This is a genomic window from Bizionia myxarmorum (genome assembly GCF_008086205.1).
Classification (GTDB): domain Bacteria; phylum Bacteroidota; class Bacteroidia; order Flavobacteriales; family Flavobacteriaceae; genus Algorimicrobium; species Algorimicrobium myxarmorum.
Window position 1 is genome coordinate 23,070 of record NZ_VSKK01000006.1, and the last position, 23,562, is coordinate 46,631.

General features: G+C 33.3%; 30 protein-coding genes and 3 pseudogenes. 10 read left to right on the forward strand and 23 right to left on the reverse strand.

Going from position 1 to position 23,562, the window contains the following annotated elements; all coding sequences use genetic code 11:
- Positions 1-839: 839 nt before the first annotated feature.
- The 5 genes from ES674_RS15795 to ES674_RS14700 all read right to left on the reverse strand — a co-directional run bounded on the left by ES674_RS15795 (position 840) and on the right by ES674_RS14700 (position 3,853).
- Positions 840-1,028, reverse strand: a complete 189-nt coding sequence (locus tag ES674_RS15795) for a LytTR family DNA-binding domain-containing protein (RefSeq protein WP_148405404.1) — start codon at positions 1,026-1,028, stop codon at positions 840-842.
- Positions 1,029-1,043: 15 nt separating this feature from the next.
- A complete protein-coding gene (locus tag ES674_RS14685; RefSeq protein ID WP_170234026.1) occupies positions 1,044-1,607 on the reverse strand; it encodes a LytR/AlgR family response regulator transcription factor in 564 nt (187 codons plus the stop codon).
- Positions 1,604-2,275, reverse strand: a complete 672-nt coding sequence (locus ES674_RS14690) for a sensor histidine kinase (RefSeq protein ID WP_170234027.1) — start codon at positions 2,273-2,275, stop codon at positions 1,604-1,606. The genes ES674_RS14685 and ES674_RS14690 overlap by 4 nt, the downstream gene beginning before the upstream one ends.
- 417 nt (positions 2,276-2,692) lie before the next feature.
- Positions 2,693-3,067 (reverse strand): hypothetical protein, encoded by a 375-nt coding sequence (locus ES674_RS14695; RefSeq protein WP_148405300.1) that lies wholly within the window; start codon positions 3,065-3,067, stop codon positions 2,693-2,695.
- A gap of 390 nt (positions 3,068-3,457) precedes the next feature.
- Positions 3,458-3,853 (reverse strand): DoxX family membrane protein, encoded by a 396-nt coding sequence (locus ES674_RS14700; RefSeq protein WP_148405302.1) that lies wholly within the window; start codon positions 3,851-3,853, stop codon positions 3,458-3,460.
- A 124-nt stretch (positions 3,854-3,977) separates the two neighbouring features.
- On the opposite strand from ES674_RS14700, the gene ES674_RS14705 reads away from it, so the two are divergent.
- The gene (locus ES674_RS14705) at positions 3,978-4,829 is read left to right on the forward strand and encodes an AraC family transcriptional regulator (protein ID WP_148405304.1); all 852 of its coding nucleotides are present in this window, start codon (positions 3,978-3,980) and stop codon (positions 4,827-4,829) included.
- 40 nt (positions 4,830-4,869) lie between these two features.
- On the opposite strand, the gene ES674_RS14710 is transcribed toward ES674_RS14705, so the two are convergent.
- On the reverse strand, positions 4,870-5,253 hold the full coding sequence (locus ES674_RS14710; protein ID WP_148405306.1) for a cupredoxin domain-containing protein: 384 nt from the start codon (positions 5,251-5,253) through the stop codon (positions 4,870-4,872).
- 472 nt (positions 5,254-5,725) lie between these two features.
- Here ES674_RS14710 and ES674_RS14715 point away from each other — a divergent pair.
- Positions 5,726-6,055: pseudogene (locus ES674_RS14715) on the forward strand (IS1182 family transposase); the annotation flags it as partial.
- A 151-nt stretch (positions 6,056-6,206) separates the two neighbouring features.
- Here the strand turns inward: ES674_RS14715 and ES674_RS14720 are convergent.
- The 17 genes and pseudogenes from ES674_RS14720 to ES674_RS14800 form a co-directional block, all read right to left on the reverse strand.
- Positions 6,207-6,467, reverse strand: coding sequence for a hypothetical protein (locus ES674_RS14720; RefSeq protein ID WP_170234028.1), 261 nt, complete (start codon positions 6,465-6,467; stop codon positions 6,207-6,209).
- Between the two features lie 367 nt (positions 6,468-6,834).
- Complete coding sequence (locus ES674_RS14725; protein WP_170234029.1) at positions 6,835-7,629, reverse strand: haloacid dehalogenase type II; 795 nt, start codon at positions 7,627-7,629, stop codon at positions 6,835-6,837.
- Between the two features lie 116 nt (positions 7,630-7,745).
- Positions 7,746-8,402 carry a DsbA family oxidoreductase gene (locus ES674_RS14730; protein WP_148405310.1) on the reverse strand — a complete coding sequence of 219 codons (657 nt, stop codon included), beginning with the start codon at positions 8,400-8,402 and terminating at the stop codon, positions 7,746-7,748.
- Between the two features lie 45 nt (positions 8,403-8,447).
- The gene (locus tag ES674_RS14735) at positions 8,448-9,116 is read right to left on the reverse strand and encodes a hypothetical protein (RefSeq protein WP_148405312.1); all 669 of its coding nucleotides are present in this window, start codon (positions 9,114-9,116) and stop codon (positions 8,448-8,450) included.
- Between the two features lie 26 nt (positions 9,117-9,142).
- Positions 9,143-9,457 carry an EthD family reductase gene (locus ES674_RS14740; protein WP_148405314.1) on the reverse strand — a complete coding sequence of 105 codons (315 nt, stop codon included), beginning with the start codon at positions 9,455-9,457 and terminating at the stop codon, positions 9,143-9,145.
- An 84-nt stretch (positions 9,458-9,541) separates the two neighbouring features.
- Positions 9,542-10,090 carry a carboxymuconolactone decarboxylase family protein gene (locus ES674_RS14745; RefSeq protein WP_148405316.1) on the reverse strand — a complete coding sequence of 183 codons (549 nt, stop codon included), beginning with the start codon at positions 10,088-10,090 and terminating at the stop codon, positions 9,542-9,544.
- Positions 10,091-10,160: 70 nt separating this feature from the next.
- On the reverse strand, positions 10,161-10,724 hold the full coding sequence (locus tag ES674_RS14750) for a TetR/AcrR family transcriptional regulator (RefSeq protein WP_148405318.1): 564 nt from the start codon (positions 10,722-10,724) through the stop codon (positions 10,161-10,163).
- Positions 10,725-10,874: 150 nt separating this feature from the next.
- Positions 10,875-11,639, reverse strand: a complete 765-nt coding sequence (locus tag ES674_RS14755; RefSeq protein WP_148405320.1) for a peroxiredoxin-like family protein — start codon at positions 11,637-11,639, stop codon at positions 10,875-10,877.
- Positions 11,640-11,694: 55 nt separating this feature from the next.
- Positions 11,695-12,741, reverse strand: coding sequence for an ArsO family NAD(P)H-dependent flavin-containing monooxygenase (locus ES674_RS14760; RefSeq protein ID WP_148405322.1), 1,047 nt, complete (start codon positions 12,739-12,741; stop codon positions 11,695-11,697).
- Positions 12,728-13,773: pseudogene (gene arsB, locus ES674_RS14765) on the reverse strand (ACR3 family arsenite efflux transporter). The gene ES674_RS14760 and the pseudogene arsB overlap by 14 nt, the downstream one beginning before the upstream one ends.
- A gap of 7 nt (positions 13,774-13,780) precedes the next feature.
- Positions 13,781-14,410 (reverse strand): low molecular weight phosphatase family protein, encoded by a 630-nt coding sequence (locus tag ES674_RS14770; protein ID WP_170234030.1) that lies wholly within the window; start codon positions 14,408-14,410, stop codon positions 13,781-13,783.
- Between the two features lie 17 nt (positions 14,411-14,427).
- Positions 14,428-14,901 (reverse strand): DUF6428 family protein, encoded by a 474-nt coding sequence (locus ES674_RS14775; RefSeq protein WP_148405324.1) that lies wholly within the window; start codon positions 14,899-14,901, stop codon positions 14,428-14,430.
- Positions 14,902-14,949: 48 nt separating this feature from the next.
- Complete coding sequence (locus ES674_RS14780; protein WP_148405326.1) at positions 14,950-15,258, reverse strand: ArsR/SmtB family transcription factor; 309 nt, start codon at positions 15,256-15,258, stop codon at positions 14,950-14,952.
- Between the two features lie 563 nt (positions 15,259-15,821).
- The gene (locus ES674_RS14785) at positions 15,822-16,196 is read right to left on the reverse strand and encodes a TfoX/Sxy family protein (RefSeq protein WP_148405328.1); all 375 of its coding nucleotides are present in this window, start codon (positions 16,194-16,196) and stop codon (positions 15,822-15,824) included.
- Between the two features lie 2 nt (positions 16,197-16,198).
- Entirely contained in the window at positions 16,199-16,633 is a 435-nt protein-coding gene (locus tag ES674_RS14790) for a hypothetical protein (protein WP_148405330.1), read from the reverse strand.
- Positions 16,634-16,699: 66 nt separating this feature from the next.
- A pseudogene (locus tag ES674_RS14795) lies at positions 16,700-17,878 on the reverse strand (winged helix-turn-helix domain-containing protein).
- Positions 17,875-18,411 carry a Crp/Fnr family transcriptional regulator gene (locus ES674_RS14800; protein WP_148405332.1) on the reverse strand — a complete coding sequence of 179 codons (537 nt, stop codon included), beginning with the start codon at positions 18,409-18,411 and terminating at the stop codon, positions 17,875-17,877. Before ES674_RS14800 ends, ES674_RS14795 begins: the two are co-directional and overlap by 4 nt.
- Before the next feature lie 580 nt (positions 18,412-18,991).
- Between ES674_RS14800 and ES674_RS15500 the strand changes: the two genes are divergently transcribed.
- The 8 genes from ES674_RS15500 to ES674_RS14835 all read left to right on the forward strand — a co-directional run bounded on the left by ES674_RS15500 (position 18,992) and on the right by ES674_RS14835 (position 23,552).
- Positions 18,992-19,429 carry a response regulator transcription factor gene (locus ES674_RS15500; RefSeq protein ID WP_262712267.1) on the forward strand — a complete coding sequence of 146 codons (438 nt, stop codon included), beginning with the start codon at positions 18,992-18,994 and terminating at the stop codon, positions 19,427-19,429.
- A gap of 3 nt (positions 19,430-19,432) precedes the next feature.
- Positions 19,433-19,663, forward strand: a complete 231-nt coding sequence (locus ES674_RS15800) for a winged helix-turn-helix domain-containing protein (RefSeq protein WP_211359307.1) — start codon at positions 19,433-19,435, stop codon at positions 19,661-19,663.
- Between the two features lie 11 nt (positions 19,664-19,674).
- Positions 19,675-20,235 (forward strand): hypothetical protein, encoded by a 561-nt coding sequence (locus tag ES674_RS14810; RefSeq protein WP_148405334.1) that lies wholly within the window; start codon positions 19,675-19,677, stop codon positions 20,233-20,235.
- Between the two features lie 136 nt (positions 20,236-20,371).
- Positions 20,372-20,812 (forward strand): sensor histidine kinase, encoded by a 441-nt coding sequence (locus ES674_RS14815; protein ID WP_170234031.1) that lies wholly within the window; start codon positions 20,372-20,374, stop codon positions 20,810-20,812.
- 44 nt (positions 20,813-20,856) lie between these two features.
- Positions 20,857-21,045 carry a histidine kinase gene (locus tag ES674_RS15805; protein WP_394348527.1) on the forward strand — a complete coding sequence of 63 codons (189 nt, stop codon included), beginning with the start codon at positions 20,857-20,859 and terminating at the stop codon, positions 21,043-21,045.
- A gap of 85 nt (positions 21,046-21,130) precedes the next feature.
- A complete protein-coding gene (locus tag ES674_RS14825; protein WP_148405337.1) occupies positions 21,131-21,781 on the forward strand; it encodes a TolC family protein in 651 nt (216 codons plus the stop codon).
- Positions 21,782-21,789: 8 nt separating this feature from the next.
- Complete coding sequence (locus tag ES674_RS14830) at positions 21,790-22,425, forward strand: TolC family protein (RefSeq protein WP_148405339.1); 636 nt, start codon at positions 21,790-21,792, stop codon at positions 22,423-22,425.
- Between the two features lie 20 nt (positions 22,426-22,445).
- Positions 22,446-23,552, forward strand: coding sequence for an efflux RND transporter periplasmic adaptor subunit (locus ES674_RS14835; RefSeq protein ID WP_148405341.1), 1,107 nt, complete (start codon positions 22,446-22,448; stop codon positions 23,550-23,552).
- The last annotated feature ends 10 nt before the right edge of the window (positions 23,553-23,562 follow it).

Consider the following 23,562-nt stretch of genomic DNA (forward strand, 5'->3'; position numbering starts at 1 on the left):
TGGTATGGCTAACTATTAGAGCAATGTCTTCACCTTGTATTTTTAAAATAGCCCGTCCTTTTATGATGATCTAAATAAGCGCTTACACGGATAGATATTTTGGACCTATGGTTTGAGCCTTTGCCATTAATTTAACTTTAAAAACGGTAACTGTATCTAAAAATGGCGTTTTAAAAATGTTGGGAACGTTCATTATGAGTCCTAATGCAAATGATGAATTACGCCAATATATAAAATTACATAAAATTATTCAGAGACTGAATAGGAGTGGGGATGATGTTTTAAAATGTTTATGTACTTAAGTGAATGCTGACTTTAGCTATTACATTGTTTTGATAATTTGTAACCATTTAAAAGTGCTGGATAGAGTGAACACGATTTTAGATTTATAATTTAAGGTTTTTTGCTTGTGGTTTTACGGGATTCATTAAGAAAAGAGATTCTGAAATTTTTAAAATTGATAGATCGCGAATAAAACTTTATAATTTTATTTTACAACTAAAATTAAGGGTAGTATTTGTTTATAAATTGCTGGTTATTACAAATGCCGACAAAATGCCGTTCTAATTAGCGTAAAATCAATAATAATCCTGTTTTTAAGCTTTCAATGTAAAAACTACATGACCGAACTAACCCAACAACTACAAACCCAACATCTACAAACCCTACTCTGGAATATTGCCAACACCCTTCGCGGTAAAATGAATGCTGACTATTTTAAAAATTAATACCATAGGAATGTTAATTTTGCTAGCCTAAACCGAACTGGAAAACGGCAAGTCTTTAAAATAGTAGACAACAGCAAGCAATTTCTGATACCTAATATTATACAATAACTCTTACTTTTCGATCCATTCGCGAAAAGAGCTCGTATGACTTTGACTGGTTTTAAGGTAGTTTTTACCAGCTTTTATTTTTATAGCTAAACTGTTTTTTGTGTAACGCTCTATTTTTTCTACGTGTTGTTTATTTATGATTGTACTGCGGTTTATTCTGAAAAAATACACAGGATTTACCTGTTGTTCTATCTGTTTTTAAGTGAGTTAATTAAGTAAATGTTTCTTGCCTGTTATATCAAACGCAAAAATAACACTCTCACAGGCTTCAAAAAAAGTAATGTTTTCGGCGTCAATAAAGTAAATTCCTTGATGCGTGTTAATAGAAAAGCGTTTTTTAAAAACTTTTTTTTTGAAGTTCTGTTGAATAAGTTTTGTAAGATTGTTCAGTTGTTCATGTTCTTTATAAGAGGAATTTCGAAATAGCAGAAACTTATCCCAAGCTGCTTGAAAACGTTCTTGAGAAAATGGTTTTAATAAATAGGCAATACCGTTGCTTTCAAAGGCATTCATTAAAAACTGATCATACGCAGTTGTGAAAATAATAGGGCAAGACACTTGAACCCTCCTATAAATTTCAAAAGCATTACCGTCTAACAATTCAATATCTGAAAAAATCACATCTACATGGGTATGATTAAGAAATTCAATCGCTCCTACTACAGTATCAATCTCTGCAACAACTTCGGTTTTGCTGTCTAATGCTTCTAGAAATCTATTTAACTTCTTTCTTGCAGGGATTTCGTCTTCAATAATGAGTATTTGTATCACGGGCTTAATATATTAATTTTAGGAATGGTTACAGAAAATGTGCTATCAGTGTTTTGAATTTCAATAACATTCTTGGTTAAAAATTTATATTGCTCATGTAAGTTATTTAAGGCTCTGCCTGAAGTTTGTTTTACATTTCGTTTGGCAATACAATTGTTTGTTATCTTGATGTTTTTGTCTATGTAAATGCGAATATAAACGGGTTTTTTTGAAGTTCCTATATTATGTTGAACGGCATTTTCAATTAATAATTGGAGGGTAAGCGGTATGATAAAGCCATCGCTATTATGGTTTTCAATAACTAATTGATAGGCGTTTCCATATTTATGCTGAATCAATTTGAAATAGTGTTCAGCAAAAATGGACTCTTCTTCAATAGTAATAAATTTCTTATCTGTTGCTTGCAAAACATATCTGTAAATATCTGCAAATTCATTCAAAAAATAAGATGCTTTGTTTTTATCTTCATATATCAGTAGATCCAAAACATTCAGATTATTAAAGAGAAAATGAGGGTTAAGTTGGGTTTTAATTTGATTGATTTTACTTTCTGAAAGTGCTTGGTTATAAATATTTAGAAGCTTCTGTTTTTTAATATTTTGCTGATAATAATAATATACCAAAAAAAAACTACCATATATAAAGTCATCTAATAGATTTGAAAACACAGACAAAATAAGGGTTTGCTGATTGAAGTTTCGTTCAATATTACCAAATGCAAAAGCAATTATAAATCCAATTGTTTACATGGTAATTAGAAAAATAAAAAGTGAAGCACCAAATATTTTCAACAACTCATTTATTCCAAAAACACCAGACTTTTGCTAGATTCTGATAAATAGGAGTAGGATTAAAAAAAGAATACATACTGAAATAAGAGTAGCAAAAGCTGATTCTGGGGTAAATATGTATGCATTAATTACGCGTCTTACTACAATACGCGTATAAACGGATTGTAAATAGGCAAACATTAAAATGAACACCAAAAAGTGTCGATGAGAATATACAGTATTTAGCAGTTTTTTCATTTGTTACAAAATGTAGAAATAGCACTATATTACTACAGTGCTATTTTTGTAAATATATTATTTAACTTTTTCTGGGAAAGATGCAATGGTATTTCCTTTCTCGTCAAAGAAGTCGAGTTTAGCGTTGTTGTCTTTATCTACATAAAACATAGCCTTTGGGCTTCCTTTATCATCAAAAAGAAACAAACCGTTATTTTGACTTCTTGTTTTTCCCAGCATTACACTTGGTACACCACCTATTAACCCTTGTTCTTCATATTCCTTTTGTTTATTATGCATAGCTTTTGGGTCTTTCTTACCAAGCTCATCCAATTCCTTCATTATTTCAGATGTTTTCATTTGAGATTCTTTACTTGGACGGTCATTAAACGATAAGCTACTGCTCACAAATCGTCTGTCATCTTTTTGATAATCTTGGGTCAATAATTGCATTACTTGGTCGCCATCATAGTGGTCATATGTTAGTGATAGTACCGAACTGTGACCGTTTTTATTTTTTTGGCCGTCATAAATATTTCCATTCGGTTGCTACCAATTGTTCAGAAACCATTGTATTTCTATCCTTCATTTTAAGTGACATTATTGCATTATAAAAACTATGATTGCCTTGAATCGCATAATCTCAAATTTCATTGCGAATAAATTCTTCTAAATGATTATTAATTAAATCGTGTTCGGCAGTCAAGCAAGCATCTTTTCCTATTTTAGGCTTTTACATTTGCTTCAATAAAGCCTCATTTTCTAAAATACTATGAATGTATTTTAAGTTTTTTCTGTTTTGTATTATTCATAATTTATTCTTTTTATAATTACTGATATAATTTAAATTGTAACGCTTTGTTTTTCTTGCATGGCAAGACCAGCAAGTGTTGTAGTTAATGCGACGTGTATCATAATATTCATCCAATTTCCAGATGGAATATGAACTAATACTAAAGCCATAAGCATTACGAATGCCAGAAAAGTATATGCAAAAAAAGTTTGTTTGTTAATTAGCAATAAAATACCCGCAATAAGCTCAAGTAATGCCAATAATGCTCCAAGTGCATAAGTTCCTGTATCGCCTAGAAAGGTAAGTCCGCTTTCTTTTAAGAAGTCTGCCATATTCTGCAAACCAACGCCACCCAAAAAGCCTTCAATAAATTTTTCCAATCCACCCCAAATAAAAAGTAGTGCAAACCCTATTCGGATAATTAAATTTCCTATTCCTGTTTTCATATTTATGTAGTTTAAATGTTACCATACAAAGATAGTATTGGTCTGTAGTTTAGTCTCTATAGATAATTCCCAGCGTATTGTATATAACACCGATATTTTGTTTAAAATTTCGTTAATTTACAATATGAAATTAGAATATCAAGGTGTCATCGAAGATAGCTCATTTATTTTGACCAACTTTAATTGTGCGCCAGCGCAACAATTACTGGAAAACAAAGGATTGTATAAAATAATTTGGGCTAGAGAAAATGACTGTTCCATTACAGTGGATGGTTACAGTTTTCTTTTAAAAAAGCACCAAATCCTTTTTAGCACTACTTTAAATATTCTTGATATCCCAAAGAAATCTGGAATTATAGCCATCGCTTTTAACCGAGAATTTTACTGCATTAGAGATCACGACCACGAGGTTTCTTGTAATGGAATGTTGTTCTTTGGTTCTTCACAACCACCTGTAATTACGCTTTCTGAAAAAGAGGTAAAAAGTTTTGAAACAATTTTTTCAGTTTTTCAAGAAGAATTTGAAACGTGTGATCATATCCAAGGGGAAATGCTACGTGTAATGTTGAAGCGCTTACTTATTAAATCAACCCGATTGGTTAGAGATATCCAAGGCATACAAGATTTACCAAGCTCTCAAATGGAATTGTTGCGAAAATTCCATATTCTCGTAGAGCAACATTTTAGGGAAAAGCATAAAGTAACAGATTATGCTGAACTATTGTTCAAGTCGCCCAAGACTATTTCAAATGTTTTTAATAAAGCTGGTTATCCTTCGCCGTTGACCGTAATTAATGAACGTATAATATTAGAGGCAAAACGGTTGTTGTTATTTTCAGATAAAACAGCAGAGCAGATTTCTTACGAATTAGGATATAAAGAAGGGGGGCATTTCTCAAAATTCTTTAAATCACATTGTGATTTGCCACCTGTAGAATTTAGAGAGAGCAATCCAGAGAAAAGAAAAACCGTCTAAATTATTTTTAGACGGTTTAACAAAGAAAAGTTTTATAAACTTAATTAACTAAAAGTGTATATTCTGGTGTTGGGTTTAATGGGCAGAAGTAAACATATTCGCCTTTTTTTAAAGTCACTTCCTTTGTTTTTGAAGTGCTTCCGGTTTTCACAGGTTCAGTTACATAAGCTGCTTTTATGTGGTTTGCTTCATCAGTATTTCCCTTTGGAGCAAGCACGAAACCTACTTCGTGGGCTACATCTTTATTTGCGATTTCAAAAACATAAGTACCTTCTTTTAGGGTTAATGTTTTTTGTTTAAACTCACCATCTGTTTGTTCTAAAGAAATGGTTTGTACACCGTTTTCTTTGCCTTCATTTTTGTCTTGACCACAAGAACTAAGGACAAAAAGGCTCATTAATAGGACTGTTGTAATTGCTTTCATAAAAATTTATTTTTATTTTCAAATAATTTGTTTGTTATGTTCTTTTGAACACTACAAAGATTTGGTTTTTTGAGAAACATCATATTATATCTTTATCCCATAAGTTTATATATTGTTCCCGAGCGTGATTATTATTATTATTGATTAAAAAAGTTAGTTAGTGAGTCAAAATATTCAATTTCGATGATACGTTGGCAAAAAGCTCTTTTGTTTTTTTAAGAAGTTGGTGGCGCGTTTTGAAAAAAAACAATTCTGCCTTTCGTGAGTTGCTTTTTTTAGCCTTGCACTTAACGTTTGTGTGTATGGACGGTAGCGTATTAAAGAATGAACCATTCCAAGTATAATTCTACGTGAAAATTCCGTATGGATTTTCCAGTTGAGCACAGACTCAGCAATAGTTATAAGTCTGCAATAGAAATCATTAACTTGTTAATAATCAATAAGAATTTATATATCAAGAGAATTACCTTGATATTCTACCATTAGTCGAACACGCCAACTCTTTCCAGAGAATATATTTGAAGAATTTTTCGCCAATGTACTGCACATGTGTATTGAAAAAGGTATGGTGAGCGGGCATACGCAAGCCATAGACTCTGCGCCTATAAAAGCCAACGTCTCGATGTACAGACTGGAACTTAAAGTGCCAGAGAAAGATCTTGCCACACATTTACATAAAATACGGCATATTAGTGCGATGGATAAAGAAAACCCATTACGAAAAAGCAAAGAAAATAAAGGCAGTAAATACACAAGCAATAAAACCCATTACAGTCCTACAGACCCAGATGCACGCATTAGTGACAACCAATAGGGTATAGGAATTTAATCGATGAAGTTTTCGCGGGTTATGAGTGGGTTCTTTTTTATTTCTTACAAAGAGTTCCGATAAGTTTAGAAACTCAATTTCTTTATCTTTTTGAGCGCTTTTAAATTCTATGTCGGGAATGTTTTTAAAAACGATTATTTTGAATGCTTTGTCCTGAAATATAGTTGCCAGCTAAAACTGTCCCTACAGCTAAGGGGATTGAAAGAAGTGGAAAAGTGAAAAAATGAGCCTTAAATTTAGTTGTTTTGACTTGTCCATTCGTAGTGATATAGGTTTTTACCGCAGTATTTTGCTGGCAACTGGCTTTATATTTTTCACATTGATATCCATTAACAAAATCAAACATTTCCTTTACCATAAACGCTTTGAAATGGTCAGAATTCAAATGTTCACTGAATTCAGTTTGATCTTTTATTTCGAGTTCTGCTTTTATTTATTGTTCTGTCGTTTGTCGCAAGTAGACGATTACGAATCACGAAACTTTCGATCTTAGAAAAAGTTTGATGCTAGTCACACGGGTTAAACACAGCACTAAATCGCCTATTTTTTATATCATCTTTATTGGCAACGGGCACTAATTTATACCATTTGAGGCTCACACGGTTCAATTCAAGTCTTTACTTATTAGGGTTCCAAAAAGGTTTGATTTTAACGTGTTTGGTATGACAGTACAATTCTTGTCTAAAAAACTGGTTTAACGCTATACAAACCCTGCTGTCTCTAATAATATAAAACACATATACAGTTAAATATCAATACTTAACCAATATATTAGCGATTTTTTTCAAATCTATTTCATTAATTTCTGTCTGCGGTGCTAATGGGAATATTTGTTGTCCCGGTCTGTTTATAAATGCCGCTCTCCAGCCTGCCCAAAGTGCACCAGCTACATCCCATCCGTGAGCCGCAACTAGCATTGCTTCATTAGGTTGTATTCCCATTTTACGTGCTGCCCATTCATAGGTTTCTCTAAAGGGCTTGAATTTTCCAACGTCTTCAACGCTTAAACGTTCATCAAAATACTCGGTTAAACCTGCGCTTTCAAATTGCTTTTTTACGCCTTCGTTTGATGAATTTGTGAAGGAAACTAAGGTGTATCCATCACTTTTTAATTGCGCTAAAGCTTCTTTTACTTCTGGATGCGCTGGTAAGCCACGTAACGAATTCACCACTGTTTTGCGGGCATCGTCTTCAGACATTTCTATACCATTGTTTGCGGCTACCATTTGTAAAGCTGCTGCGCCAATATTTCCAAAATGCTCGTATTGTCCACTTGCTGTGGTTACCAAAGAATATTGTAACATCGTTGTAAACCATAAGGACAGTAAATCGTCTCTGCCATTTAAAGCCTCACTTACTACTTGTTTCATATCGGTAAGATCCAGCAAGGTTTCATTCACATCAAAAAATATTACTTTCGGTCTTGTTTTATTTGTCATAATCGCTGTTTTTTCTGGTGAATTTCCTAATACTAGATTTGGCACGAGTAGCCCTGTTGTTCCCATTAAACCTAGGTTTTTTATAAATTTTCTTCTGTTACTTTTCATTATTGTTTGGTTTTTCTAAAATTTTTTAACTGAAAAGAGTTGATTAAACTTAACGAATCCGCGCAACTACTGTTTGAATTGTAATTGAAGTATTCAGCAAAAAAATTAAAGGGAAATCAAGTTGGTTGTTGTTCGTTTAATAACTCCGTTAATACTTGCTTAAAAGTATCTACGGGTTGTGCGCCTGTTACGGCACTTTTTCTGTTAAACACAATGGTCGGCACCGAGTTGACACCTAAATTTTTCCAATACTCTTGTTTTGTGCGTACTTCGGCTTGGGCCTCGTCATTGTCTAATCTGGCTACTCCTTCTTCGGCATTTAAGCCAACGCTTAAAAGTGCTTCTTTTAAAATGTTTCTTTTAGACACATCTTTTCTGTCGCTAAAAAAGGCTTTAGTCAATGCCATTTTTAATTCGGTTTGCTTGTTGAAATCTTTAGCATATTCCAATAAAATGTGGGCGTCAAAGGTGTTTGCCATACGCATTTCGTCAAAATAATCGAATTTAAAACCTAATTCTGCACCAGCTTCCGTCATTTGCTGTTGCGATTGTTTTTGTTGGTCTAAAGTCGAACCATATTTTTCTGAAATATGCTCGATGACGTTTTGACCTTCGGCTGGCATATTTGGATTGAGCTCAAAGGGTTGCCATTCTATTTCTACTTGGTCTTCAATTCCCAATTCTGAAATGGCTTTTTCCAAGCGTTTGTAGCCAATGGTACACCAAGGACATACAACATCTGAAACTATATCAATTTTTAATTTATCAGTCATAATTTTATTTTTTATAATTTTATTTTTTCTACAACACTAATCGTGTTATTTACTAATTAGATTATTGTTTAGAAAGTGGTTTTCTTTTTTTTGATCTTCAGTAATTTTATCTGCTGCAACAACATTTAAAACCATAGAATTAACTATTCTGCTTTTGCTTAAATCTTTATTTAGAATACGTGCTTTATGAAAAACACCTAAAGTAGCTACATTCGGTTTTGGGCTGCTATTATTCAGTATAACAATGGAATATTTATTCTTGTTAGCAGTACTTATTTTAGAAGTGAAAGGTTTTAATAAATCGTCTTCCGCTTTAAAAACAGGTGAAAATGTACTGTAATAATCTTCAGGTGTTTTATAGGTTTCGGCGTAAGCGTGGTAATCTGCAATCTGCAATTCACTTTTAATCTCACTAGGTTCGTACCCTAACATCAATATAGATTGATCTGCTGCATTATCGACGTGAAAAGGGGTGTTTTCCTGCTGATCAAAACGAACTAACCAATGATAGTCTAGCTTTTTATTGAACTTTGAAACCGTAAGAGCCGATAATTCTTTCTTTAGATCTGTCAATATGGACCTAAATTGATACGGTGTAAGTTCTTCACTAAAAACAAGAAGCATAAAACCAGGCGCTTCCGTGGTCGTTCTAAAAACTGTATTGAAGCTCTTTTCTGCTAGTTGTTTTATTGTTTCGTTTTTAACTTCCATCATCCTAAATTACCTTTCAATTTTCTGTTTTAAAATGTTATGAGTTCGCTAATTTGCAGTTCAGCTTTTACGTTACTATAGTTTTTCAAATCTCCGGCGAGGGTTTCTTGATGAGGCCCGAAAGACTCCTGAAACGAGGCTATACTATCAAATTTTAAATGAGCTATGGCTACATAAGGTGCAGGTTCGCCAGGAACTCGGCTAGCGATACCTAAATCTAATTCTAAATCTTTTAAAGCACTACCAACTAATTTCGAAACCATTGGCAAGTGCGTATTTTTGTAATATTCGGCATCAAACTGTACATCTTTCGCGTTTGGATACATTACGGATACTTTTATCATACTTTTTTTTATTAAATTAGTAAACCTTCTGCAAAATTAACAGAAGGTTTACAACTATTAACCAGTAGTTTATGAATTACATTTTTATTTTTTCCAAGCAAATTTTTCGAAACCCTTATCTACAGGGGTGTTTGCAATATGGTTTACATAATTACTAATTGTTTTTTGAGACAATCCCAAGATGATTTCCAACACTTGTGCTTCGCCATAACCCGCTGCATAAAAAGCGTCTAAATCTTCTTGTGAAACGTTTCCGCGATTACGAACGATGCTTAATGTCATTGTTCTTAAGGCTTCTAATTTTGCGTTTTCCAATGGTGTTTTGTTGCGCAATGCTTCTGTGATGTTATCGTTTACTTTCATCATTTTTGCAATTCCTGTATGTGCAGGGACACAGTAATGGCATTCGTGTTCTACGTTGATGGTTTGCCACACAACGGTTAATTCTTCATCGTTAAGTGATGACTCTGTAAACAATTGGTGTAAGGTTTGGTACGCCTCTAAAATTTTTGGCGCTCCTGCTAATACCCCGTGTAATCCTGGAATCATCCCATACGCTTTTTGAGATTGCTCTAATAAAGTTTTGCTTCCTTCCGGCGCTGTTTCGATGTTGTGAATTTTTAATGTTGTCATAGTTTTTCTTTTTATTATTAAAGTTAATATTAAGCTAAACGTTTGTTTAGTTATTGTGTAAAAAAAAGGTTTATAAATTTTTGAAGGTCATTTCAATATAATCTTCAATTTCTTGTTTGGTGTTAACGCGTGCTGCGGCAGCTAAACCGTGTTTTGCTAATAACAAATAATTGGCTTGTTTAATTATGGTTTGTTCATCTTTAGATGTATCTATTTGTAATTTTTCTATGATGATGGATTTTAAATTATGCATAAAAGCATTCATATGTTCTTGAATTAATTCATCTTCTTTTTCAGAAAACTCGTTATAGGTATTTGTTAAAAAACATCCTTTTAAATTATCGTCTTTAAAATTTGAACTTACAGAATCATAAAAAAACTGTTTAATATCAGCAACACCATTTGTGCCTTTTCTGAATGTTTCTAAAAGACCATTCACTTTACGTTTGTATTGCTTTAAGCTTTCCAGAAACAAACCGTGTTTGCTGCCAAAACTTGAGTATATAGAAAACTTATTAATGCCCATTTCCTTTTCAAGCATTTGCATAGAAGTCCCTTCATAACCCTTTTGCCAAAACAAATGCATTGCTTTTTCAACAACTTCCTCTTCTATATATTCTTTTTTTCTTGCCATTATTTCTAACTACAGCACAAAACTAAACGAATGGTTAGTAATATGCAACTATTTAACTTTTCTTTTTAATTTGAAGAAGTATTGCGGAAATTGATACAAGCTTCACTACATGGTAAGATTCGTAGTGAAGTCTAGTATCTACTTAAGTTTCTAGTGGTTTTTTAAGACGCTTGTTAATTCTGAAGGCTCTGCTCTGTTGCGATAGTCTGCATCTAAAAAAGCATAAATTATTTCGCCATTTTCGTCAATGATATACGTTGCTGCCAAGGGCAGTTGATTAGATGCATCGCCATTATGAGCATTTAACTCAAAAGATTGGTTGTACATTCCCGCGACTTCATCAGTCAGCTCAAATACGATTCCATATTCCTTGGCAATTTTATTCCCAACATCACTTAAAACTTCAAAAGCTAAGTCGTTTTTTTCTGAAGTGCTAATGGATTCATCGGGCAATTCAGGGGTTAAAGCGATTAAATTAGCGCCTTGTGCTTTAAAATTTGATAATTCTTCTTGTAATGCATTCAGAGTCAAATTGCAATAAGGACACCATCCGCCGCGATACCACGTTAAAACAACTTTTCCTTCTTTTAAATACTCAGATAAACTAACAGGTTCGCCCAAAGCATTGTTTAGAGTGAAATCTGGGGCTTTATCTCCAATTTGTTTCGCAGATTTTACGATGCCGCTTTTTTCTACAGATTCAATACCTTCTCGGTACGCTCTTTTTTTAGTATCGTCTGCTTTTAGTGTAAAGTTCGTTTTTTTATCTTCCAGTTTTGATTTCAGTGAAGTAGACTTTTCTTTTTTCATATCCTGTGCTTTATCGTTATTCTCTTCTTGTTGTGTTTGTTTTCCATTATGGCAAGATACGATCAGACAACTAGCAAAAATGGCAGTTAATACTTTAATTCTCATATTTATTTATGTTTTTTTAATAGTGATAAGGGTCGAATATACATAAAAAAAAATACTACCTTTTTAATAGAGCGGTAATCTCCTTAACGGTTTCCCGAGCCGTTTTACCCACACCGTAAATTGTGGCAGACGCAAACCCTGTCCAATTGCCATAGCCAACAAGCCATAAATTGGATTCTTTTATTGAACGTGTACCTTCCGTATTTATTTTGTTGTTTTCAGTAAGGTTTAAGGATTCCAAATGATTTAGGTTAGCTCGAAAACCCGTGCACCAAATCACAGCGTCAAATTGCTCCTTCGTACCGTCGTTCCAAATTACTCCGTGTTCATAAAACTCTTTGAAAGGACGAACGGCGTTTAACACATCTCTGCTTCGGGCTTCTTTTACACTTTTCACCATAACAATATTAGCCAAGGAAACACTATGGTCTTTGGAATGCTTAATCGTTTTTCCTAAATATTTTTGAGTGGCTTCGTTGAATAGGTAACGCCCGTCGATATCATCAGGAAGAAAAGTAGGTTCATTTGAAGTCACCCATTTGGTATGGGCTACTTTGGACACTTCTGCTAATATTTGTGCGCCAGAATTCCCTCCGCCAACAATAAGAACATTTTTGTCTTTAAACTTGTCGGAATTGCTGTAATTGACGGAATGAATTTGCGTTCCAGAAAAGTGAGTAGCGTTCGGATATTTCGGAATAAAAGGTTTGTTTGCGGTGCCTGTTGCACTTACTAAGGTTTTCGAATAAAAATCACCCTTATCTGTTTTGGTTATGAAAAGTCCATTTTCTTTCTCCACTTGAAAAACCTTAACTGGTCTTTGAATAGGAAAGTCATAACGGTTTTCATAAGCCGATAAGTATTTTATGAATTCCGCTTTGGTAGGATATTCTTCATTGCTTTTAGGCATCGCCCAACCCGATAAGGAACTATATTCGCTAGGAGAGAATAATTTTAAATCATCCCAAGTTTCCAACCAAGCTCCTCCAGCTTCTTTATGATCGTCCAAAATCAGATATTCCAAAGCACTTCTTCTTAAAAAATAGGCGACAGACAATCCTGCTTGTCCACCACCGATTATAATAACGTCATATACTTTCATTGCTGTAATATTTCTTCTTCAACCAAAAGGAAACGCGAACTAAAAAGATGAGCACCGGCACTTCTACTAATGGCCCGATTACGCCTGCAAAAGCCTGTCCGGAATTGAGTCCGAAAACGGCTATAGCCACGGCAATCGCCAATTCAAAATTATTACCCGCCGCTGTAAATGAAACGGCTGCATTTTCTTTATACGAAGCGCCTATGGCTTTGCTAAAGAAGAAGCTGATAATGAACATTGCACTAAAGTAAATAATCAATGGAACTGCTATGATTAAAACATCCATCGGGATTTCAACAATCAATTCCCCTTTAAGCGAGAACATAATGACGATGGTAAACAATAAGGCGATTAGGGTCATTGGTGATATGGTGGGAATAAATTTTTCCGTGTACCACTTTTCTCCTTTTAGCCTGACCAAGATAACCCGACTTAAAATTCCCAATAAAAACGGAATGCCTAAATAAATAGCTACACTTTCAGCAACCGTTGCAATAGAAATGTCGATAATAGCTCCTTCAAAACCAAAATAAGGGGGAAGAATAGTTATAAAAATCCACGCGTAGAAACTATAGGCAAACACCTGAAAAACACGTTTAATGCCACCAAACCTGCTCCATATTCGCTATCACCTTCGGCCAGGTCGTTCCAAACCAACACCATTGCGATACAGCGCGCCAAACCAATCAAAATCACCCCGACCATATATTCTGGATAATCGCGTAAAAATGTAATAGCCAAAAAGAACATAAGAACGGGGCCAATAATCCAATTCAAAATTAATGAAACAGAGAGGATTTTGGTGTTTTTAAACACTTTAGGCAAGAGTGCGTAGTTCACCTTGGCCAGTGGCGGATACATCATTAAAATCAATCCTATGGCTATCGGAATGTTTGTAGTTCCGCTACTAAACGAATCGATAATACTGGGGAAGGATGGGAAAAAATATCCAATGCCTACGCCTAAAAGCATAGCGATGAATATCCAAAGGGTTAGGTAAGAATTGAGAAAACTTAATTTTTTTGAAGCCATATTGTGGTCATTTTATTTGAGAGAAAACGTAAAGTAATTCGGTTGCAATTTGCAGACTTCTTTCCTGATATTTTGCTGCTTGTTGTGGCGTATTGTCGAATATTTTTGGGTCTTCAAAAGTGATTGCAATACGTTTTTCGGCACCTGGGACAAACGGACAGGCTTCATTTGCTGAATCGCAAGTCATCACGGCTGCAAATTCAGATTTTGGGTTGAAGTCGTCGTCCAACTTTTTTGAAAATCCGATTATTGGATGGTCATTTTCAGAAAATTTAATACTGTAAATGGGATTCTCGTTTTTTGAAATCATTTTTATCTGAAAACCTGAATTTCGCAAAGTTTCTGTAACCACCGGAAAAAGGGCAGTGCTTTCCGTGCCACCAGAATAACAAAACACATTTTTAAGATGGAAATGGTAAGCCATTGTTTGCGCCCAAACTTGCGACAAATGACTTCTTCGCGAATTGTGTGTGCAGATAAAATTGATATTAACCGCTTGATTCTTTGAAACTTTTAGCTGAATAAAATCCGTTAAGGGCTGTAAAACCGCTTTACGTTCCTCCGAAATCGTTTCTGGTTTTAAGGCTTTAATACTCATGTCAATTTCTGAAAACATCTTTGCTTGTTTTGATTTCATTTTTCTGAAGGTGTTATTTAGCAACAGCTACCGCCTGGGGTACAAGCAGATTCCTCTTGTGTTCCAACTGCAGTTAATTGTGGTTTTAATTTTTCTTCCGGAATTCCGCATTTATCTTTTGCCAAACAATCGGTCTCTTTATTGGTTAAAAGAAAGTTTTTCCCGTCAAAGTCCAATCCGAATTTCCCAATGGTATTTCCTTGGTATTCCACTTCAATATCTAAATCGCCAATGCCCAAGGTTTTTTCTGAAAGTTCAATAATATGCAGTAATTTTTCTGGATGTAAGCGGTGGTCATAATCATCGGCATTCCATAGTTGGAAATTCACGACTTCTTCATTACGAACTGTGCCGCCACAATCGATAAAATGTTTGGTGATTTTGCCAACTTCTGTGACGTGAAAGTGGTTAGGAACCAGTTCGCCATTAGGTAATTGAAAAGGGATGTTATCCAATTGATTTAATTTGTTTTTAACTTCTGATAGCTTCATATCTATATTTGTTTATTGCGATTATACGATTGATTGTGTTAAATTTTTTTAGCAGCAGTCTGCTTTAGGAAGGTCTTGATTTAAAAATTGGTGCATCAGTTTTTTCATTTTAGCCCAGTTTTTAGGGTCTATGCAGTAGCAAACTTTAACGCCCTCCACGGTTCCTTTAATCAGTCCTACTGATTTCAATTCTTTCAAATGCTGGGAAATGGTAGGTTGGGCAAGTCCAATTTCTTCAGATAAATCCCCGCAATAGCAAGCGTCTATTTCAAACAACCTTTGAAGAATAGCCACTCTCGCCGGATGCCCGAAGACCTTAGCGAATAAAGCGATGTCGTTTTGTTGTTCTGTGTACATAATTATAAGCTATTAATTACTTCATTGTAATATTACGATGAATGATTGAAACAGGAAAATATTTATTAATATTTCTTGAATATTTCATTGTGAGAGTATTTGGAGTGGAATACCGCTTTACATACTTGATTAAATTAAAGGGGGGTATATTAATGTACCGCCGATTTAGAAAAGTAATTCATAATTAAGATACCTGCAATGATTAGAGCGATTCCGATTATTTCAGGAAACTACAGTCATTAAATGGTTTACAACGGCTCGTATATAAAACGTAACGTGCAAATAGATCCAGTCCTTTCGGATTATACACAAGCCGAATTTTTATGTTTTGTTTTTATTCATTATTTTATCAAGTTTAAATTTTAAAGTTCGTTTTTTAGCATAGGTACGCTTTAACAGTAACACCATTTTTATTAACTTTTAATTCGTTTTGCGCTTCTTTATCTTCTCCTGTAAGAAGGTTAGAACCTCCCTAAATAATAATATTCACTTCGTCCCACGCAGAACTTTTAATTGAATTACTGGCATACATCGCTACCATAAACATAGAGGTATCTTTATCCTTACTTGTCTATATTATATAAAATCTCTCCATATTTTTCGACTTTATTTGTTTCGTTTTTTTTTTGAATTTCCAATGATTCTTTTGCCCATCTAATAAACGTATCAGAATCTTCTAATATATCAGCAGGGATATTGTAAAATGAAAGCACGGTTGCATTACTTTTAAAGGGTTTTAATGGAACCGAACCTGATTCAATAAATTTAGCCTTATTGCTATCATCTACTTTCAGATAAACCACATCGTTTGCAATCATTCCAAAAGCTAAATGATCCTGATACAATGCAACACAACCAAACATTTTTTTGATAGACACATTACCCCAACCCGATAGTTGGTCGAGAACAAACTGTGTAAAATCGTTTGAAACAGCCATTTCTATTTGTTTTTTGAATAAAGTTTTGCCGCTATCCAAGCTCCAATAATCATCTCAGCCCACGCGATAGGAAATATAATAGCAGCCGAACTCCACGCTCCCAAACCTGTATTTACACTAGCAATCCAGAAAACTCCAATGGTTGCTAAAGCCGTAGTAGTGCCAGAAATGATAATTGACTTTAAGTTATTCCCAAATGCAACGGAACAAAGCCAAAATATAAATACTAAAACTGCAGACAGCAAGGTATCCCATAATCCCCATATCAAGGCATTACTCAATTCCATAGCACCAATTGGGATTCTGCCTGCAAAGAATTTTTCCATCAACGGGAAGGCAACAAACAAAGCTCTTGCTACTTCTGCAATATGTATCCAAACGCTTGTTATTAAGGTGATAATAATAAATTGTTTCAAATTAAAAACTTTATTTTCCATGGTGATGCTGTATTTAAATTTGCTACAAAGATGGATCAAATGGTAGAAAATAACCGTTGATATTTGCTAAGAAATGGATTTAATTGTCTTTAATAATGAGCTTGGTGTCGTTTTGTGAATTTTCACATCTGAGCAATCATTAAAGGATTTGAATGCTGCTATCTCTTTTGTGAAAGCAGCTTCAAAATCATCATTAAAAGAAAAGTCTTCTTCAAAAAATATATGATTGATATGAAGTGTAGAACTCTTTTTATCCGCTTTACAATCCATTCTGGCCAGTAATTTACCATCCCAAAGAATGGGTAATGAAAAATAGCCGTATTTACGTTTCGCTGCTGGAGTATAACATTCAATTTTGTATTCAAAATCAAATAAGTGCTCCATGCGTTTACGCTGAATCAATAAATTATCAAAAGGAGAAAGAATTTTTAGTTGACTATGAATAGGGGTATTCAATAAATTCAAAGTATCAGGAAAGGCGTAATATAGTTGTCAGTTTACGCTTACTTGAACCAATTCATTGTTTGAATGCATCTCCTTTAATTCTGAGGTAATACGGTTTTTGGTGTTTTTAAGTAAATAGGCCATTTCACTTGCTTGGCCAATACCATTCGCTCTTAGATAGCTTGTAATTAAAAATCGAATATGTTCCTGCGGAGTAGGGCAGTTTGTATCAATGTTGTCTGGCAGAACACGTTCCGTTAGGTTATACACTTTATGAAAATTCTTCCGACTCGAAATCATCAAATCCCCTTGCATAAACAAATTCTCTAATGCTTGTTTTGCGGGTTTGCTTTGCCATTCTCCTAGTTTAGCCTTATGTTCAAAGTCTTTTGCCATTAGAGGACATTCGTTTTCTATGCGTTTTAGTATTGTATCCATAAGTTTGACATCTTTCTGAAACCAATGGCTTTGTTCGTTTTTTAAAATAGCCTCTTTACGGGGAAGCGAATACTTATAATCGCGCATGGCCAGATATGCTGCAGCATGCGACCAATATTCGAATAGTTGTTTAGATTCAATTAAGGTATTTATATGAGAAAGTTCGTATTCAGGATTTCTATTCCATAACGTATGGTGATGGGCACGTTGAATAGCCGAAATTGTATCTATTTGTACATAACCAAGATGTTCAATACTTGCCAGTGTATTATCGATCGCCCTTCCGTTTACTATATCCGGAAAAACGCGTTGAGAAAGCAATACGAGCTTTTGTGCTTCAATTGGGGAAAGTATTTCTTTCATGCTGTATCACATATTTCTTTTCGAATACGACTTAAATGTTCCGCTGAAACACCTATAAAAGATGCAATTTGATGTTGTGGAACTCTCGAAATAATTTGTTTATTATTTTTTAGAAGGTCTAAATACCGTTCTTTTGGCGTTTTTATAATAAAAGATTGCCGTTGTTCTTCTACTTTGATAAAATTAATTTTGAACAATTGAAAACTCATTCGGTGAAAACCAATAATTTCTGAATTCAAAAATTCTAGCGCTTCAATGGTCATCTCTATTGTTTTGATTGGACTTAGCGCTTTAATAGTTATTTGAGAAGGTTTGTTTTGTAAATAATTTACATAATCATAACTATGGTCATTTTCAAAGTAAAAATTGGTTGTACATTCTTTTCCATCTTTAATATAGAAACCCCTTGCACAACCTTCTAGAATTATCTTAACAATATTAGATTTATCTCCATTTTTATATAGGAAATCGTTTTTTAGATATTCAACCTTCTCAAAGCCAGAAATAAATAGTTCTGCATCTTCTATAAGCATTCCCAATGATTTAACAAGATGCTTTACGTAATTATTCATTGTAATATGTCGTGTTTTTTTGATGAAAGCTAAAGTTTATGTATATCTTAAGTTAGCTTTTAGTGTTGAAGTTATAAATTTAAGTATATAAACAGAAAGAACAAAAAAAGAGGATTAAGGTTATTTTGTGTATAGAGACTTGATCTCGTATTTCTTGAGAATCCCCTCTCTTTTCTACTCTTATTTTTTACAGTTCTTTGAGACTTGAGATCTCGTTTTTAAGTTATTGAAAATGTTGTAGATGAGTTCTTTCATGAAATTAGTATTTATGAATTAAATCTTTAAAAAATAAGTTTTATAGGTATAAGACATTGCTGGTGATAGATCAAAAAATAGTTATTAAATCGATTTCCTTAAGAATAGTATTGTATTAACAGAAACACCGAAATTTTTAATCTAGTTTTAAAAACTGAAAAGTCAAATCAAAATATATTAATTTGGCGCTATTAAAGTCTAAAAAACTACAAGGCATACTTTCAACGGTAATCAAGTTTTAAACACAGCAAGCACTTAAAAAAAACTATAAATGAAAATATAGATTATTGAAGATGACCCCATTTTAAATAAAAATATTGCGGATGCCATGACTTCAGAAGGTTTTCTTTTAGAACGTGTTTTTGATGGCACTTTAGCAGAACGAATTCTAAAAACGCAGGATTTAAGTTGTGTGATCATGGACATTAACTTATCTGGAAAAACAGGTTTTGATCTTTGTAAAGATTTCAGAATTTACAATACTCAAACTCCTGTGATTATGCTAACAGCATTTAGTGAACTTGAAGACAAAATTAAAGGCTACGATTGTGGTGCCGATGATTACCTAACAAAACCCTTTTTTATGCGAGAACTTATTTTAAGAGTAAACTCACTTATTAAAAGAACTACTGCAGATATTAATGCAGACCAAGAGACAACCATACTCACCGCTGCAGATATTTCTGCAGATACGAAAAGAAAAAAAGTATTCGGGCAGAAGTAAGAAATTAATCTAACACTTAGAGCGTATCAAATATTAGTAAAATTACTAGAGCAAAAAGGAGAATTTGTATCTAAACAAGTTTTAGTTACAGAAATCTGGGGTGGTTCTTTCGATTTTAACACGAATACGATTGAAGTCTACATTAGTTTTATAAGAAATAAGCTGGATAAACCTTTTGGGAAAAACACCATAAAAACAAAAGTAGGCTACGGCTATTATATCGATTTCAATTAAAATCAGGTTTTGTGAAAATTAGAAATAAAATACTTATTTATTTTTCCACCACTATAATTGTGCTTCTCGGCCTATCGTTGGGTGCTATTTTTATTATATTTTCAGAATATAGAGAAGAAGAATTTCAGCAAAAACAAAACACTAAAATTTTACAAACACTTTCTCAACTCACGCAATTTGAAGATTATAGCAAGGAGTTAGCGGGTATTATGGACGAGTTAACCATTCATGATTTCTATGACGAGAAAATGCTGATTTTCGACACACAAAAAGATTTAATTTTTAGTAGTATAGACGATCTTTCCATCTCAAATTACGGTATCATTTTAAATGAACTCTCACCTGCTAATAGATGGATAGAAACCAAAGTTGGTAACTATGATATTGTTGGTGTTTATATTGAACATGATACTATTGGTTACTACGCTATTAGTAAAGCATTTGATGAATCTGGTTATTCGAAAATTTACTTTCTTGGAAATATTCTTATTGGAATTTTTATCTTGATTTCGCTAATTGTTATCATAATCTCCTTATATCTTTGCAAAAAAAATTGCCAAACCTATTACTGAACTTTCCGAAAGATTAAACAAGTTTGATTTAAGTAATACCAATACAGAAGAATTACCAATTAACGAATCTTCTTACGAGCTAAAACACCTTACCGAACGTTTTAATCAATTGTTTAAAAAAACAAATGAAGCTTTTTTGTTTCAAAAACATACTATAAATCATATCTCTCACGAGTTAAAAACACCAATAACCATTTTAGTTTCCCAGCTTGAAACCTTACTCACATATACAGATTTGGACAGCTTAAAACCTGTTTTAAATATCCAAATTCAATCAGCAAAATCTTTGGGAGATATTACTAATATCCTTTTAGAGCTTTCCAAATTTGAATCTGGTCAAACCATAAAAAAAGAATCACTCCGAATAGACGATTTAATCTTTGATATTATTTCCGAACTCAATACGATTCATCCGGATTTCATATTCGATATTAATTACAATTCAGCACTTATAGATGAACAGGTTTTAATGATTAACGCTAATGAAATGCTTGTAAAACAGGCTTTTCAAAACTTATTATCTAATGCGATAGCTACGGTAGTACGAATCAATCTACTGTTATTTCTGATATTGTAGATGGCAATAATTTATCCATTAGAATAACAAATACAGGAAATATCATCTCCAAATTAGAAGAAAAATATCTCTTCAATTATTTTTTTAGAGGCATCAATAGTAAAGCGAAAATGGGCTTTGGTTTAGGGCTTGTTTTAACTAAAAAAATACTTAAAGTAAACCATGCTACTATTAGCTATAGAAGTTCGAAAAACAATCTCAACAGTTTTGAAGTCAAGTTCCCTTTAAGCTAAACTTTATTTGCATTAAGGTTATTTTAAGGTCAATCGCATCAATTTAGCTCCCATAAATAAAAGAGCATTTTATGAGATTCAAAACATGCAAGATGACCTTTTTAGTCCTGTTGGGTTATCCTTATCTGCAAAAGCACAGGAACAATTAGTTTTAAGTCGAGCCGATTGTCAGACCATATTCCTAAAAGAAAATTTACAACTTCTAGCTGAACAATTAGAAATCTCGCAAGCAGAAGCTATGGTACTTCAAGCCAAGCTTTGGCCCAATCCCAGTTTAACTATAGATCAAGTAAACCTTTGGGCTACCCAAGGACAGTTAGATGCTTTTGACACCGAAGGATTGCCGCCATTTAAAAGCGGTAACACATTTGGTACAAAACAGCAAATAGGAGTTTCATTAGAACAACTTATTAGAACAGCTGGGAAACGTAAAAAACGTATTGCGTTAGAAGACATAACTCTAGAACAATCTAAAGAGTATTTCCAGGATATCTTAAGAAGTCTTAAAGTTGAATTCAGAAATCAACTTACAGAACTACAATATCTTCTGTTTAGTAAAACCATGTACGAGGAAGAATTAGTGTCATTAAAACAGCTAACTACTGCTTATCAACGCCAAGTAGAATTAGGGCATATTTCTAATAGTGAATATATAAGATTAAAAGCTTTGGAGCTTGAAATGGCGAAAAAACGAATGTTATTAAACCTGAAATTAACGCAGTTCAAAAAGAATTAAATGTATTAATGCGATTATCTGCTAACACAAATTTAGTGGTAACAGATGATGGTTTTATTAAGGATTCGGATGCTTTTATGATGCTTTCAATTCCTGGTTTAACTACGGAAGCTAAAGCAAATCGTCCAGATTATAAAATAGCCTCACTTCATGAGGCTTCTGCTTTAATACAGTTAAAATACGAGAAGGCACAGCGTGTTCCTGATCTTACTTTTAAAGTAAATTATGATCGAGGCGGGAATTTTATGTACAATATTATAGGTTTTGGATTATCATTCGATTTACCTGTATTTGATAGAAACAAAGGAAACATAAAACATGCCGAGTTTGAATTAGAACAATCTAAACTTCTTTCCCAACAACTAGAACTGACTTTAGAAAATGAAATCGCAGTCGCCTATAAAGACCTACAAAATGCTATTGCATTCTCTGAAAATATAGAGTCAAACTACGAGAGCACTCTAGATAAAATGCTACATAGCTATACTCAAAATTTCAAAGAGAAGAATATAAGCATTTTAGAATTTTTAGATTTCATGGAAGCTTACCTCACCAACAAAGCCATTATTCTAGAAGCAAGTAAAGAAGTGAATGAAAAAACAGAAGTCCATAATTACACCGTTGGTAGGGATTTAATTAACTAATATATAATCAGAAATAATACATGAATACATCACACAAAATAGTTTTATTTATGGTTTTTAGCGCTTTTTATAGTTGCGGAAATACCAGTAAAGATATTGCAGAAAATGCATCAGAAAACACTAAATATTGTATAGACGAAACCTTTAAAAAGACTGTAGCCATTGAGCAACCCATAATGAAGAAATTTACAGAAAATATTTCATTAACGGGTTCTGTAGAAACCAACCCCGATAAAGTGATTCACTTCGTGAGTTTAGTTGGAGGAATAATTTCTAACACCTATTTCTCTTTAGGCGATACCGTAAAAAAGGAACAAGTTTTAGCAGAAATTAGCAGTACCGAATTAAGTACTTTGGATGCTGAATTTCAATCTTTAAATTCACAAATAAAGGTTGACGAGATAAAATTACTTTCGGTAGAATCGATGTTTAAAGATGAAATATCGTCTCAAAAAGAATTGATAGAAGCACAAACCGATTTAGATATTTTAAAATCTGAAGGTCAAAAAATAAAATCGAATTTAAATATTTTTAGCGCAAGTCCAGAACGAGGTGTTTTCCTTATAAAAGCACCGGCAGCAGGTATTATAACAGATACTTCTATTTCTAAGGGTACACAAATACCTGCAGAAGGAGAGCCATTATTTAACATTTCAGATTTAAGTGAAGTTTGGGTATTGGTAAATGTTTACGCTACTAATATCCAAAATATTAGAGCAGGAATTGAAGTGAATATTTCTTCATTATCCTATCCTGATGAGTTATTTAAAGGTACTATTAAAACTATTTCTCAAGTTTTAGATAATGAAGCTAAAGTATTAAAGGCACGTGTGGTTTTAGATAATAAAGATTTAAAACTAAAACCAGGTATGTTGGTAGATGTTGTAGCAGAAAAAGAATTTGATAGCGTAGGTTTAAGTATTTCAACAGAAGCTTTGGTTTTTGACCAAAATCAAAATTTTGTAGTGGTTTACAAGACTGATTGTGATATGGCAATAAAAAAAGTAGAAATCCTTAATTTTAATAAAAAAGAAACATTTTTAATTAGCGGATTAGAAGAAAACGACAAGATTATTTCAAAAAATCAGCTTCTTATCTATGAGCAACTTAAAAACTTTCAAAACTAATTTAGAGGAA

Excerpts from the sequence above, each read along its gene's own strand:
- ES674_RS14755 (WP_148405320.1), bottom strand. The coding sequence starts at position 11,639 with ATGAGAATTAAAGTATTAACTGCCATTTTTGCTAGTTGTCTGATCGTA.
- ES674_RS14730 (WP_148405310.1), bottom strand. The coding sequence starts at position 8,402 with ATGACTGATAAATTAAAAATTGATATAGTTTCAGATGTTGTATGTCCT.
- ES674_RS14760 (WP_148405322.1), bottom strand. The coding sequence starts at position 12,741 with ATGAAAGTATATGACGTTATTATAATCGGTGGTGGACAAGCAGGATTG.
- ES674_RS14785 (WP_148405328.1), bottom strand. The coding sequence starts at position 16,196 with ATGGCTGTTTCAAACGATTTTACACAGTTTGTTCTCGACCAACTATCG.
- ES674_RS14710 (WP_148405306.1), bottom strand. The coding sequence starts at position 5,253 with ATGAAAGCAATTACAACAGTCCTATTAATGAGCCTTTTTGTCCTTAGT.
- ES674_RS14705 (WP_148405304.1), top strand. The coding sequence starts at position 3,978 with ATGAAATTAGAATATCAAGGTGTCATCGAAGATAGCTCATTTATTTTG.
- ES674_RS14780 (WP_148405326.1), bottom strand. The coding sequence starts at position 15,258 with ATGTACACAGAACAACAAAACGACATCGCTTTATTCGCTAAGGTCTTC.
- ES674_RS14825 (WP_148405337.1), top strand. The coding sequence starts at position 21,131 with ATGCAAGATGACCTTTTTAGTCCTGTTGGGTTATCCTTATCTGCAAAA.
- ES674_RS14830 (WP_148405339.1), top strand. The coding sequence starts at position 21,790 with ATGCGATTATCTGCTAACACAAATTTAGTGGTAACAGATGATGGTTTT.
- ES674_RS14700 (WP_148405302.1), bottom strand. The coding sequence starts at position 3,853 with ATGAAAACAGGAATAGGAAATTTAATTATCCGAATAGGGTTTGCACTA.
- ES674_RS14750 (WP_148405318.1), bottom strand. The coding sequence starts at position 10,724 with ATGGCAAGAAAAAAAGAATATATAGAAGAGGAAGTTGTTGAAAAAGCA.
- ES674_RS14745 (WP_148405316.1), bottom strand. The coding sequence starts at position 10,090 with ATGACAACATTAAAAATTCACAACATCGAAACAGCGCCGGAAGGAAGC.
- ES674_RS14740 (WP_148405314.1), bottom strand. The coding sequence starts at position 9,457 with ATGATAAAAGTATCCGTAATGTATCCAAACGCGAAAGATGTACAGTTT.
- ES674_RS14800 (WP_148405332.1), bottom strand. The coding sequence starts at position 18,411 with ATGCTTATAGAAGATGCAGAACTATTTATTTCTGGCTTTGAGAAGGTT.
- ES674_RS14775 (WP_148405324.1), bottom strand. The coding sequence starts at position 14,901 with ATGAAGCTATCAGAAGTTAAAAACAAATTAAATCAATTGGATAACATC.
- ES674_RS14735 (WP_148405312.1), bottom strand. The coding sequence starts at position 9,116 with ATGATGGAAGTTAAAAACGAAACAATAAAACAACTAGCAGAAAAGAGC.
- ES674_RS14725 (WP_170234029.1), bottom strand. The coding sequence starts at position 7,629 with ATGAAAAGTAACAGAAGAAAATTTATAAAAAACCTAGGTTTAATGGGA.
- ES674_RS14695 (WP_148405300.1), bottom strand. The coding sequence starts at position 3,067 with ATGCAATTATTGACCCAAGATTATCAAAAAGATGACAGACGATTTGTG.
- ES674_RS14790 (WP_148405330.1), bottom strand. The coding sequence starts at position 16,633 with ATGGAAAATAAAGTTTTTAATTTGAAACAATTTATTATTATCACCTTA.
- ES674_RS14770 (WP_170234030.1), bottom strand. The coding sequence starts at position 14,410 with ATGAAATCAAAACAAGCAAAGATGTTTTCAGAAATTGACATGAGTATT.
- ES674_RS14835 (WP_148405341.1), top strand. The coding sequence starts at position 22,446 with ATGAATACATCACACAAAATAGTTTTATTTATGGTTTTTAGCGCTTTT.